Origin of the sequence: Thioalkalivibrio sp. AKL17, from assembly GCF_000377885.1 — a bacterium.
Lineage (GTDB): Bacteria > Pseudomonadota > Gammaproteobacteria > Ectothiorhodospirales > Ectothiorhodospiraceae > Thioalkalivibrio > Thioalkalivibrio halophilus.
On record NZ_KB898765.1, the window covers coordinates 536,122 to 548,475 of the forward strand.

Below are 12,354 nucleotides of genomic sequence, written 5' to 3' on the forward strand. Positions count from 1 at the left end.
ACAGCGGGGGGCGCGTGGCATTCTTGCCGGACGGGTCGCCGATACGGCCGGTAAAGTCCCCGATCAGGAAGAGCACGTGGTGCCCGAGGTCCTGGAGCTGACGCAGCTTGTTGATCAGGACCGTGTGGCCGAGATGCAGGTCCGGCGCGGTGGGATCGAACCCGGCCTTGATCCGCAGAGGACGGCCGAGGCGCAGCTTTTCGCGCAGCTCGTCTTCGCGGAGAATCTCGTCGGCGCCGCGGCGGAAGACGGCGAGCTGTTCTTCGATATCCATCGATGCCTCTCGTGTCACGATTGTTGTCCCGCCCGAGCGCGGGCACGGAAAAGCCGCAAGGATACCCCGGCGGCCGCATCGGCGCGAAGGACTCAGGAGACACGATATTGGCGTACTACATCGGATTGATGTCGGGCACCAGCCGCGACGGGATCGACGCGGTCCTCACTGCCATCGGGGATGGCCGCGACGCGCGGGTAATCGCACATCACCACCGCGCGTATCCGGCCAGTCTCGCGACGGATCTGGCCGCGGCGGTGGAGCAGTCGGAGCTGAGCGCGGTGACCGCGGGCACCCTGGATGCACGGGTCGGCGAGCAGTTCGCACGCGCGGCCACGGATCTGCTCCGGTCGGAGAGGCTGAGCCCGGGCGATGTCCGCGGGATCGGCAGCCATGGCCAGACGCTCCATCACGCCCCCGATGCGGAACCGGCGTTTTCATGGCAGATCGGTGACCCGTTCCGGATTGCCGAGCGAACCGGCGTGGATACGGTGGCGATGTTCCGTCAGCGGGACATCGCCGCCGGCGGAGAAGGCGCACCGCTGGCCTGCGGGTTCCACGCGGCCCGCTTTGCGCAGCCGGGTCATGACCGGGCGGTGGTGAACATCGGTGGCATCAGCAACGTGACCCGGCTGCCGCCTGACGGCGAGGTCAGCGGCCACGACTGCGGCCCCGGCAACACCCTGCTGGATCACTGGGTGCGGCACCACCGGGGCTGCGAATACGACGCGGACGGGGCATGGGCCCGCACGGGGCAGGTGCGCCCGGAACTGCTGCAGGCCCTGCTGGCGGACCCCTACTTCCAGCGCACGCCGCCCAAGAGCACCGGGCCCGAACATTTTTCACCCGCGTGGCTCGCCGCCCGGGGCGGGCAAACACTGGCCACCGCGAAGCCGGCGGACGTGCAGGCAACCCTGGCCGAGCTGACGGCACACGCGATCGCCCGGGAACTCGTGCGACCGGGCAACGCACCGGAAGACGTGCTGATCTGCGGAGGGGGGGCGCGTAACCGCTTTCTGCTGGAACGACTTGCGGCCGCCCTGCCGCAGACCCGGATCGAACTCACCGATGCCTGCGGCATTCCGGCGGAACAGGTCGAAGGTGCCGCTTTTGCATGGCTGGCGTTCCGGACCCTGCATCATCAAAGCGGAAACCTGCCGGCGGTCACCGGAGCCCGCGGACCCCGCATCCTCGGGTGCGTGATCCCCGGGGGTAAAAGGGCATGAAAAAGGCCCGGTCCGTTGCCGGGCCGGGCCTGTAGTGCGCCGATCTGGCCGCCGGGTCAGACCGAGAAGCTGGAACCGCAGCCGCAGGTGGTGGTCGCGTTGGGGTTGCGGATCACGAACTGGGCGCCTTCGAGGCCTTCGGTGTAGTCAATCTCGGCGCCGGCCAGGTACTGGAAGCTCATCGGATCGATCAGCAGGGTCACCCCGCCGTTCTCGACCACGGTGTCGCCGTCACCGATGGTCTCGTCGAAGGTGAAGCCGTACTGGAAACCGGAGCAGCCGCCACCGCTGACGAAGACGCGGAGCTTGAGATTGTCGTTGTTCTCCTCCTCGATCAGCCCCTTCACCTTGCTTGCGGCGGCATCGGTAAACACCAGCGGGCTGGGGATGTCCATGTCATCCGTCTCGGCCTGCGCGTTGGACGTCATCGTGTCGGACATGCGGTGTCTCCTGTGATCATTTGATTGCCAAGCTATGAAGTCTGACCGCCGGAGTCAAGAATCGTTACGCGCGGTAAGCGTGTCGTCGGCCAGGGCGGTCAATGGCGTCTCGCCTTCCAGTGCGGCATCCGCATCCCGACGCCGCAGCTGTCCATCCACCGAGGCGCCCTCCGCCATCTGCAGCACGCTGTAATAAAGATTTCCCTCCAGCCGCGCCTTCTCGCCCAGCTCAACGTGCTCTCCGGCATGGACATCGCCGCGCACGCTGCCGTTCAGTACCAGATGCGGCACCGCGACCTGCCCTTCGATCTGGCCCTTCTCGTCGACCACCAGCACCGCGGAGCCGTCGGTCGAAGCCCGCACGTCTCCGACGATCCGGCCTTCAAGATGCAGCCCGCCGCTGAATTCCAGGTCGCCGTGGATCGCGGTATTCTCGCCGATCAGTGTGTCGACCCGACGGGCCCGTTGCCTGCGCTTGCGTCCCATCATTCACTCGCCCTCCGGGCCGCAGCCCATCCTCTTGTTTCTTCGATCCGGTCCGGCCCGTCCTCTTCGGACTCCACTCTAATGGACAGCCGTTGCGGGCCGAAACCCTCCGGCAGCACCAGGCGCACCCGGACCGTGCGCAGGAATCGCAGATCAAAGCTGCGTCCGGACTGCAGGTCCGGCCCCAGGTCGTCCGCCCCCTGACTCACCCGCTCCCCGTCGCGCTCGCCTTCCAGCTCCAGGTCCCAGATCAGCGGGACCTCTCCGCGCAGACCGGCGCGGTGCACCTGGAAAATCAGTTCGTATTCACCCTCGATGCCGGTCTCATGCACCGCGATATTGCGCAGGCCGATGCGATCGCCTCCGGCATCGTCCGCCAGCCGCTGGTAGAACGCCAGCTCTTCGCGCAGCACCAGCAGTTCGGCTTCGCGGGCTTCGGCATCCCGCCGGCAGGCCGCGAGTTCCGCCTCGGCCACCTCACGGTGCCGCGCGCTGCGCAGCCGCTCGCGCACGGCCGCGTCACGCTCCTGCGCAAGTTCCTGCAAGGCCGTTTGCAGCTCGACCAGACGCGCGTCCCGCTCACGGGTCACCTCCGTCGACTGCGGAACTCCGGCGTTCAACCACCACCATACGCCCGCCGCACCCACCATCATCAGCACGAGAACGGGCGCCACCGCGCGGCGCAGGGGGTGCCCCCGCAACCGTCGCGGGGCGGGAACCCGCGGACGCCGTCGCCATCGCATGGATCAGGGGAAGGCCGGAACCAGTTCCAGCCCCTCCGTTTCCGGGCGTCCCAGCATCAGATTCATGTTCTGCACGGCCTGCCCTGCCGCACCCTTGACCAGGTTGTCGATGGCCGAAATCACCATGCGGCGGCCACTGTGCGGCGGCGTGGCCAGGGCCAGACGACACTGGTTGGTCCCCCGCACCGACGCGGTTTCCGGATGCGACCCCGACGGCATGACATCAACGAAAGGCTCGCCGGCGTAGCGTTCCCGGAACAGCGCCTCCCAGTCGCCGTCATCCAGCGGACGCAGATAGAGGGTGGCCAGGATCCCGCGCGTCATCGGCACCAGGTGCGGCTGGAAGATCAGCCCCACGTCCGCGCCGGCCACCTCCGCCAGCGTCTGGTGGATCTCCGGCCAGTGCCGGTGTCCGCCGCTGGCGTAGGCGCGGAAATTCTCCTGCACCTCGGCGAACAGCCCGCCGATACGCGCCTGCCGGCCCGCTCCGCTGACCCCGCTCTTGGCATCCGCGATGATGTCGGACACATCCACCAGGTTGTTCTCGAGCAAGGGCAGAAGGGCCAGCGTCACCGCGGTGGGGTAGCAGCCCGGCACGGCGATCAGACGCGCCTCGGAGATGGGTCCGCGGTGAAGTTCGGGCAGGCCGTACACCGCCTCGCCCAGGTATTCCGGCGCCCCGTGCGGCTGGCCGTACCAACGGCTCCACAGCTCGGGATCGCGGATGCGGAAATCCGCCGACAGGTCGATCACGCGTACGCCGCGCGCGAGCAGATCGCCGGCCATTGCATGGGCCACCCCGTGCGGCGTGGCGAAGAACACCACATCGCACTCCGCCAGCAGCTCCGGCTCCGGGGCCCGGAAGACCGCATCCAGCACCCCGCGCAGACTGGGGAACAGATCGGCGACCGGGGTGCCGTCCTCGCCGCGCGAGGTCACCGCGTGCAGCTCCACCGCCGGATGCCCGGCGAGGATGCGCAACAGTTCGACGCCGGCGTAGCCGGTGGCCCCGACCACCCCGAGACGGGTGGGCTTGTTGTTGGTTACGGAAGTCATGCTGCGGCATGATACCGGCTCGCGCCCCGCGGCGGAACGCGGTACGCATTTTCGAGGTCAGTAACAACGCCTCCTTGACGAGTCACGGGAACCGGAAACATGAGCAAGCTCAAACTGGACCGCAAGGCCGCGATCGGCGGCGTCTTTATCATCCTTGTGCTGATCGCGGTCGGCGCGGCGTGGATCACCACCGGCGATGGCGTGCGCGAAGCCCCCGGCTTCGCCGCCAGCAATCTCGAAGGCGAGGCGGTGTCGCTCGACGACTATGACGGCCGCCCGGTCCTGATCTCTTTCTGGGCCACCGACTGCCCGGAATGCATCCGCGAGATCCCCACCCTCAATGAACTGCACGCCGATTTCCGCGACCGCGGGTTCGATATCGTGGCCATCGCCATGGCGCACGACCGCGAAAGCCGGGTACGCTCGATGAGCGAGGATCGCGAGATCGCCTACACCGTCATTCACGACGAGAATGGCGATCTGGCGAGCACCTGGGGCGGGGTTCGCCTGACACCGACCACGTTCCTGGTATCGCCCCGCGGCCGCATCGTCTATCAGAAGCTTGGGGAACCCGATTTCGACCAGATCCGCGATCATCTGGAGCGCTGGCTCTCCTGAGCCGGTACCCAGCACCGGACACCCGGCCCGTAACGCCGCTGCGGGCGCAACAAGGACGCCATCATGCACGACGCCTACTCCTGGTTCCTCAGCCTCCACCTGATCTTCATGGTCACGTGGTTTGCGGGGCTGTTCTATCTGCCGCGGCTGTTCGTCTACCACGCCATGACCGACGACGCACCCGGCAACGAGCGTTTCAAGGTCATGGAGCGCAAGCTGTTCTACGGGATCATGACCCCGGGCGGGGTCATCACGGTGATCTTCGGCGGCATTATGCTGGCGCTGGTGCCGGTGCACCTGGAGCAGCCATGGATGCACTTCAAGCTGACGCTGATCGCGGCGCTGATCGCCTACCACCTGTGGTGCGGCAAGCTGGTGGCAGATTTCGCCGCGGACCGCAACACCCGCGGGCATTACTGGTATCGCTGGTTCAACGAACTGCCGGTTCCGGCGCTGGTCGGAATCGTGATCCTGGCGGTCAACCGCTCGATCACCGATGCCCTGATCGGCATCGGTGTCATCGTGCTGCTGTTCGCCGTGTCGGCCGCGGTAGCCTGGAACAGGGCCCGCCGGGCCTCCGGCTGACAGCCCACCCACCGGGCCCGCGGGAAAAGACCGGGGCGCCCGCCCTCAGGTCTTGCCGGCGCGCACCAGCCCGCCCAGGCCGGCCTGCACCAGGGCGTTGTTGAGCAGTGAACGGGTCTGTTCCGGATTTTCCAGCAGCCGGCACTGGGCCAGCAGGGCCTCGGCCCGATCGGTGGAGAACGAGCGGATCACCCACTTGATACGGGGGATGGCCGACACGCTGACACTCAGGCTGTCGATCCCCATGCCCAGCAGCAGGATCACCGCGGCCGGGTCCGCCGCCATCTCGCCGCACACCGAAACCGGCTTGCCCGCGCGGTGGGCCCCCTCGGTAATACTTTCCAGCGCGTGGATACAGGCCGGATGCAGGGTGTCGTACAGATTGGCGACCCGGGCGTTGTTGCGATCCACCGCCAGCAGGTACTGCACCAGGTCATTGGTGCCCACCGACAGGAAGTCCACCCGCCGCGCGAGCGTTTCGGCCAGATAAACCGCCGCCGGCACCTCGACCATCACCCCGATCTTCGGCATCGGGATGCGATAGCCCTCGTCCAGCAGCTCTTCGCGCGCCCGGTTGAGCAGGGTCATGGCCCCCTTGAGCTCGTCCAGCGCGGAGATCATCGGGAACAGGATCTGCAGGTTGTCGTGCTCGCGGCTCGCCCGCAGCATGGCCCGCAACTGGGTCAGGAAGATCTCCGGATGGTCCAGCGAGATGCGGATGCCGCGCCAGCCGAGGAAGGGGTTGTCCTCCTGCACCGGAAAATAGGGCAGCGCCTTGTCCCCACCAATGTCCAGGGTACGCAGGGTCACCGGCATCGGGTCGAACGACGCGAGGATCTGTTCGTACAGCCGTACCTGCTCCTCCTCCCCGGGGAAACGGTCGCGGATCATGAACGGGACTTCGGTGCGGTACAGCCCGACGCCCTCGGCACCCGATTCCAGCGAGGGCTTGATGTCCGCCAGAAGCCCGGAGTTGGCCAGCACCGGCACCGGATGCCCGTCACGCGTGGCGGCCGGATCCTTCGCCAGCGCACGCAGGTCTTCGGCCAGTTCGCGTTCCTCGCGCACCAGACGTTCGAACTCCGCACGCAGCTCGGCGTTGGGGTTCACGAACAGACGGCCGCGATACCCGTCCACCAGGATCTCGCGCTCCTCCAGGCGGCCTACCGGCAGATCCGAGACCCCCATCACCGCCGGCACGTTCAGGGCCCGTGCGAGGATCGCGATATGCGAGGAGCCCGTGCCCTGCGCGGACACGATCGCGCCCAGGCGCTCGATCGGCACCTCGGCCAGATGCGACGCGGTCAGGTCGTCACCCACCAGGATCCCGCCCTCGGGAAATTCGTCCTGGCTCCGATCCGCCGGCAGCAGATGCGACAGGACGCGGCGACCGAGGTCACGCACGTCCGCCGCGCGTTCGCGCAGGTACGGGTCCTCCATGTCCTCGAACACCCGCACGCTCTCGCGCACGGTGTCACGCAGCGCCGCCGGGGCCCACTGCCCCGCCGAGATCCGCCCCTCGGTCTTGTGCACCAGCGAATCCGACCCCAGCAGCATCAGATAGGCGTCGAACAGCACCTGCTCGTCCGGTCCCAGGGCCTCGCCCATGCGCTGCTTGAGATCCTCGATTTCCTCGCGGGTATCGCTGACCGCCTGGCGGAAATGCGCGAGCTCCGTATCCGGACCCGCGCCCTCGCGATCGGGTATGGAGTCGAGATCCGCCAGGCGATAGGCCACCACTGCACGCCCGATGGCCACCCCGGGGGAACCGGCAATACCGGTCGCCTCCACGTTCTGGTGACCGATCAGCGGGGTCTCACTGGAGATCTCGTCGTTGAATTCGGCATAGGCGATCGCCCCGGCCAGCTGCGCGGCCAGGGTGATCAGGAAAGAAACGTGTTCGTCGTCGAACCGCCGCGCCTCGCGCTGCTGCACCACCAGCACCCCCAGCAGGCTGCGCTGGTGGATAATCGGCACGCCGAGGAAGGCAAGGAAGCGCTCTTCGCCGGTCTCCGGGAAATAGCGGAAACGGGGGTGGTCCTGGGCACTGTCGAGGTTGACCGGCTCCGCGCGTGACGCGACCAGCCCGACCAGCCCTTCCGACGGGTCCATCTCCACCTGCCCCACCGCTTCGGCATGCAGACCTTCCGAGGCCATCAGCACCAGGCGCCCGGAGCTCGGCGACTTCAGGTAGATCGAGCAGACATCGATATCCAGCGCCGCCTTCACCCGGGTCACGATGATGTGCAGCGCCTCGAAGAAGTCGGCCGCACCGTTGACCTCCTGCACCACCCGGCGCAGGACCTCGAGCATGGAAGGCGGATTGGCGGGGGCGTTCAACGCGACACCGCGGGAGAGTTGCAGGACCGGGGTGCCGCGTCGTCGTCGCGCTGCAGCTCGGGGAACATCAGCGGCACCAGTTCGCACAGCGCCCGGCGGTAGACATTGCGCTTGAAGTGCACCACTTCACGTGCCGGACGCCAATAGTCAATCCAGCACCAGGAATCGAACTCCGGCGTGTCCATCGCATTCAGCATTACATTGCTCTCCTCGCCCGTCATGCGCAGCAGGAACCAGCGCTGCTTCTGGCCCACGCACACCGGGTTGCGACGCCGGCGGATCATGCGCTCCGGCAGCCGGTAACGCAGCCAGCGGCGGGTGCTCCCCAGCAGTTCCACGTGTTCCGGAAGCAGCCCGGTCTCTTCGCGCAGCTCACGGAACAGGGCCTCTTCCGGGGTCTCGTCGGTGCGAATGCCGCCCTGCGGAAACTGCCAGGCGTCCTGCCCCGCGCGCTTGCCCCAGAACAACTGCCGCTCCCGGTTGCACAGGATGATGCCTACATTGGGACGAAATCCATCGCAATCAATCACTTGCCGCAACCAGACGCTTCTCTATTACCCGCATTGTTCCACACCCCCCCGCAATGCGGCAAAGACCCGCGGAAGGCATGCGGGTGCACATTGTTTTAAACTCGCGGCATGAGGCTGCTCCTGCTGATCATCGCCATCGTTGCCATCTTTCTTGCCGTGCGCACCCTGGTGCGCTCGAGCGGCGAGCGCCGCCGGGTCCGGCGCGACGACCCGCCGGAACGCGTGCGCGAGAGCGGCGCCATGGTGCGTTGCGCCCACTGCGGCGTGCATGTACCGGAAGACCAGGCCTTGTGCGAAGGCGAGCGCTGCTTCTGTTCGCGGCAACACGCCGAGGCGGACCGCCATCCCCGGGACTGACCCCGTCACCCCACCCTCGATGGTCATCGACACCGACACCCAGCGCTCCAGCCGCCTGTACGCCCTGTACCGGGTGTTTGTCGCGCTGGTCCTGCTCCTGATGGGCCTGTTCCCGGGCCTGCCGGTAGGCGTGGACCCCGCGGTCCCCGAAGTCTATCCCGCACTGGCCGGCGGCTACCTGGTGTTCTCGGTGTTCATGGCGGCGTTTGCCGAACACTGCAACCGCGAACCCGAGCGCGTCGCACAGTTCCGCCGCATGATCCTGCTGGGCGGCACCGGGGATGCCGCGGGCCTGCTCGCATTGATGGTGGTTGCCGGGGGCGTCCACACCGGCATCGGCCTGCTGCTGATCCCTGCGGTGATGGCAACGGCCCTGCTGTCGGCCGGTCGCCTGGGCCTCCCGCTGGCCGCCGCCGTGAGCGCCGGCCTTCTGGGCGCGGAAGGCCTCGCCATCCTGATCACGCTGGGCGACCTCGACAGCCTGACCCAGGCCGGACTGCTGGGGGCCGCGCTGCTGGCCGGAACCCTGCTGGCCCACCACTTCAGCCGGCGGGCCGACGAAAGCCGCGCCCAGGTCGAACAGCAGGAAGTCGATCTCGCCAGCCTGGCGGAACTCAACGCCCAGATCATCGCGCGCATGAGCGCCGGAGTGGTGGCGATCGACCCCCGGGGCTACATCCGCTCCATCAACGAGGCGGCGCGCCAGCTCCTCCCGCCCCGACCGGGGCGGCACCTGTCGTCGATCTCGCCGCGCCTGGCCCGGGCCGTGCGCGAATGGCAGGAAGAAACCGGGCCGGCCAGCCGCACCCGCCACCTGCCCGGCGACCAGGAACAGCCGGCCCTGCAGGTCCGCCTGGCCCCGCTGGGCAACCAGGGCGATCAGGGTACCCTGCTGATCCTGGAAGACGCCGCCGAACTGCGCCGCCAGGCCCAGGCAAGCAAGCTGCAGGCCCTGGGACGCCTGACCGCCAGCATCGCGCACGAGATCCGCAACCCGCTGGGCGCGATCTCCCACAGCGCCCAGCTACTGCGCGAATCGCCCGACCTTTCGGCGCCCGACCAGCGTCTGCTGGCGATCATCGACAAGCAGAGCGACCGCGTGAACAGCCTGATCGCGAACGTCCTCAGCCTGTCGCGTCGCGAATCGGGCGAACGCCAGCGGCTCAACCTGCGCGACGAACTCGAACGTTTCGCCGAGGAGTTCTGCAGTGCGCTGCAGATACCGCGGGAATCGCTGCACGTGAGCGTGGAACCCGCAGATTCGGAGGTCCTGTTCGACCCCTCGCAGCTCAACCAGGTGCTGTGGAACCTGTGCAGCAATGCCAGGGTGCACGGCGGGCACGACCGGCCCGAAAGCCCGCCCATTATCCTGCGCGGCGGCGCCGGCCAGGTCGCCCGGGTGGTCAGTCTGGACGTGCTGGACGCCGGCCCCGGCATCGACCCGGAAACCCAGAAGGAGCTGTTCGAGCCCTTCGTCTCCGGCCATTCCGGCGGCTCCGGCCTGGGCCTGTACATCTCGCGCATGCTGTGCGAAAACAACGGGGCCTCGCTGGAACACGCGCATGCACCCTCCGGGGGCTGCTTCCGCATCCTGTTTGCCCCCGAAGAACAACACCAGGGATCGGCGTCATGAGCATCAAGCACGTGCTGGTTGTCGACGATGAACCCGACATCTGCGAACTGCTGGAGATCACCCTCGCGCGCATGGGCCTGGAGGCCGAAACGACCGGCGCGCTGGACCCGGCACGGCAGCTGCTGGCGCAGCGGGACTTCGACCTCTGCCTGACCGACATGCGCCTGCCGGACGGGGACGGGCTGGACCTGGTGCGTCACATCCAGACCACCCGGCCGGAGCTGCCGGTGGCGGTCATCACCGCGCACGGCAGTGTCGATACGGCGGTGCAGGCCCTCAAGCTGGGCGCCTTCGACTTCGTCAGCAAGCCGGTCGACCTCAAGCAGCTGCGCGAACTGATCGACAGCGCCCTGCGCATGGAATCCGCGCCGGCGACGGAGGCGGCGTGCGGCTCGACGCCGACCCGCTGCAGCACGACCGAAGACCCCGACAGCCCGCTGCTGGGCGACTCCGAACCCATGCAGAAACTGCGCGCCACCATCCGCAAGCTGGCGCGCTCCCAGGCGCCGGTGTTCATCGCCGGAGAATCCGGTTCCGGCAAGGAACTGGTGGCGCGCGAAATCCATCGACTGGGGCCGCGCGCCGAGCGCCCCTTCGTGCCGGTGAACTGCGGCGCGATCCCGGCGGAACTGATGGAGAGCGAGTTCTTCGGCCATCGCAAGGGCGCCTTCACCGGGGCCACCCAGGACCACCCCGGGCTGTTCCAGGCGGCCGAGGGCGGCACCCTGTTCCTGGACGAGGTCGCCGACCTGCCGCTGGCGATGCAGGTCAAGCTGCTGCGCGCGATCCAGGAGCGCGCGATCAAGCCGGTCGGCGGCTCGCGGGAGATCCCGGTGGACGTGCGCATCCTGTCGGCGACCCATCACGACCTTGAGCGCGCCGTGCGCGAAGGCCGTTTCCGCCAGGACCTCTATTACCGTCTCAACGTGATCGAACTGCGGGTCCCGCCGCTGCGCGAACGCGACGGCGACATTCCCGGCCTGGCCACCGTGATGCTGCAGCGAATCGCCGAACAATGGGGCCTGGAGGCCCGCGAACTCGCGCCGGACGCGCAGGAGCTGCTGGAGCGCCACCCCTTCCCGGGCAACGTGCGGGAGCTGGAGAACATCCTGGAGCGCGCCGCCACCCTCGCGGAGGGCGCGGCGATCCACGCCGACAACATCGATCTCCCGGCCACCGCCCCGACCCCGGAGGACAACGGCGAGGACCGCCGCGCCGGCCCCGGCGCAGACAACCCGGGCACCCCGCCCCCCGGGGTGAAGGAGCGCCGCACCCCGCCGTCGATCCGCTACGAGGATGTGGGCCTGGATGATCACCTCGCCGACCAGGAGCGCCAGGCGATCGAGACCGCCCTGCATCAGACCGGCGGCAACCGCACCGCGGCCGCGAGGTTACTGGGGCTCAGTTTCCGCCAGCTGCGCTACCGTCTGAAGAAACTCGGAATCGAATAGTCAGGCACGGGCGGGCGGGTCCTCCAGGTCGTTCAGCCACTGCTCCAGCTCGAACAGGGGCAGGCCGATCACGTTGCTGCAGGAACCGTCGATGCGTTCGACAAAGGCTGCACCCCGCCCCTGCAGGGCATAACCCCCCGCCTTGTCGCGCGGCTCGCCGCTGGCCCAGTAGGCCGCGATGTCGCGCGCGTCCAGCGGGCGCATCCATACCCGCGTCTCGCCGCGCCCGGTGCACACCGGGCCGTCATCGCGCAGCAGTGCCATGCCGGTAATCACCCGGTGTTCGCGGCCGGACAGCCGCTGCAGCATGGCGGCGGCCGAAGCCTCGTCCGCGGGCTTGCCCAGCGCCTCCCCGTCGATCGTCACGACCGTATCCGCCGCCAGAACCCACTGCCCCCGGCGGGCGTGGTCACGCGCTGCTTCCGCCTTGACCGCCGCGAGGCGCTCGACCAGGGCCCCGGGTTCCTCGTCGGGCGCAGCGGTCTCGTCCACATCCATCGCGGCCACCTCATGCACCACGCCGATCTGAGTCAGCAATTCGCGCCGGCGGGGGGACGCGGAGGCCAGCAGAAGCGGCAGGGCGTCGGGACGGTTGCAGGCAGCGGCGGACGACAT

Annotated in this window: 14 protein-coding genes (1 of these 14 only partly in view); 6 read left to right on the top strand and 8 right to left on the bottom strand. The window is 68.2% G+C overall.

The genetic code is table 11. The features are described 5' to 3' along the window. On the bottom strand, positions 1 to 274 hold the start of the coding sequence (gene tyrS / locus D577_RS0105775) for a tyrosine--tRNA ligase (RefSeq protein ID WP_018946593.1). 926 nt of this gene lie to the left of the window's left edge; the window shows 274 of its 1,200 coding nt (coding positions 1-274); its start codon is at positions 272 to 274; the stop codon falls past the left edge of the window. 104 nt (positions 275 to 378) lie between these two features. On the opposite strand from tyrS, the gene D577_RS0105780 reads away from it, so the two are divergent. Continuing rightward, the gene (locus D577_RS0105780; RefSeq protein WP_081618816.1) at positions 379 to 1,500 is read left to right on the top strand and encodes an anhydro-N-acetylmuramic acid kinase; all 1,122 of its coding nucleotides are present in this window, start codon (positions 379 to 381) and stop codon (positions 1,498 to 1,500) included. 56 nt (positions 1,501 to 1,556) lie between these two features. On the opposite strand, the gene erpA is transcribed toward D577_RS0105780, so the two are convergent. The 4 genes from erpA to argC all read right to left on the bottom strand — a co-directional run bounded on the left by erpA (position 1,557) and on the right by argC (position 4,225). Beyond that, positions 1,557 to 1,940, bottom strand: coding sequence for an iron-sulfur cluster insertion protein ErpA (erpA, locus tag D577_RS0105785; RefSeq protein ID WP_018946595.1), 384 nt, complete (start codon positions 1,938 to 1,940; stop codon positions 1,557 to 1,559). 54 nt (positions 1,941 to 1,994) lie between these two features. After that, on the bottom strand, positions 1,995 to 2,429 hold the full coding sequence (locus tag D577_RS0105790) for a polymer-forming cytoskeletal protein (protein ID WP_018946596.1): 435 nt from the start codon (positions 2,427 to 2,429) through the stop codon (positions 1,995 to 1,997). Beyond that, on the bottom strand, positions 2,426 to 3,100 hold the full coding sequence (locus D577_RS0105795) for a DUF6776 family protein (protein ID WP_244263433.1): 675 nt from the start codon (positions 3,098 to 3,100) through the stop codon (positions 2,426 to 2,428). The genes D577_RS0105790 and D577_RS0105795 overlap by 4 nt, the downstream gene beginning before the upstream one ends. Positions 3,101 to 3,172: 72 nt before the next feature. Then, positions 3,173 to 4,225 (bottom strand): N-acetyl-gamma-glutamyl-phosphate reductase, encoded by a 1,053-nt coding sequence (gene argC / locus D577_RS0105800; protein WP_018946598.1) that lies wholly within the window; start codon positions 4,223 to 4,225, stop codon positions 3,173 to 3,175. Between the two features lie 99 nt (positions 4,226 to 4,324). On the opposite strand from argC, the gene D577_RS0105805 reads away from it, so the two are divergent. Continuing rightward, positions 4,325 to 4,843 (top strand): peroxiredoxin, encoded by a 519-nt coding sequence (locus tag D577_RS0105805; RefSeq protein WP_018946599.1) that lies wholly within the window; start codon positions 4,325 to 4,327, stop codon positions 4,841 to 4,843. A gap of 63 nt (positions 4,844 to 4,906) precedes the next feature. Then, entirely contained in the window at positions 4,907 to 5,428 is a 522-nt protein-coding gene (locus D577_RS0105810; protein WP_018946600.1) for a CopD family protein, read from the top strand. A gap of 45 nt (positions 5,429 to 5,473) precedes the next feature. On the opposite strand, the gene ptsP is transcribed toward D577_RS0105810, so the two are convergent. Next, positions 5,474 to 7,741, bottom strand: coding sequence for a phosphoenolpyruvate--protein phosphotransferase (gene ptsP / locus D577_RS0105815; RefSeq protein WP_018946601.1), 2,268 nt, complete (start codon positions 7,739 to 7,741; stop codon positions 5,474 to 5,476). A gap of 23 nt (positions 7,742 to 7,764) precedes the next feature. Then, positions 7,765 to 8,298, bottom strand: coding sequence for an RNA pyrophosphohydrolase (locus tag D577_RS0105820; protein WP_167539481.1), 534 nt, complete (start codon positions 8,296 to 8,298; stop codon positions 7,765 to 7,767). Positions 8,299 to 8,406: 108 nt separating this feature from the next. Here D577_RS0105820 and D577_RS0105825 point away from each other — a divergent pair, with 108 nt between their 5' ends. The 3 genes from D577_RS0105825 to D577_RS0105835 are packed head-to-tail and all read left to right on the top strand — an operon-like array spanning position 8,407 to position 11,739. Further along, entirely contained in the window at positions 8,407 to 8,655 is a 249-nt protein-coding gene (locus D577_RS0105825; RefSeq protein ID WP_018946603.1) for a PP0621 family protein, read from the top strand. A 19-nt stretch (positions 8,656 to 8,674) separates the two neighbouring features. Beyond that, the gene (locus D577_RS0105830) at positions 8,675 to 10,288 is read left to right on the top strand and encodes a PAS domain-containing sensor histidine kinase (RefSeq protein ID WP_018946604.1); all 1,614 of its coding nucleotides are present in this window, start codon (positions 8,675 to 8,677) and stop codon (positions 10,286 to 10,288) included. Then, positions 10,285 to 11,739, top strand: coding sequence for a sigma-54 dependent transcriptional regulator (locus D577_RS0105835; protein ID WP_018946605.1), 1,455 nt, complete (start codon positions 10,285 to 10,287; stop codon positions 11,737 to 11,739). The genes D577_RS0105830 and D577_RS0105835 overlap by 4 nt, the downstream gene beginning before the upstream one ends. Here the strand turns inward: D577_RS0105835 and D577_RS0105840 are convergent, their stop codons facing one another. Then, complete coding sequence (locus D577_RS0105840; RefSeq protein WP_018946606.1) at positions 11,740 to 12,354, bottom strand: nucleoside triphosphate pyrophosphatase; 615 nt, start codon at positions 12,352 to 12,354, stop codon at positions 11,740 to 11,742.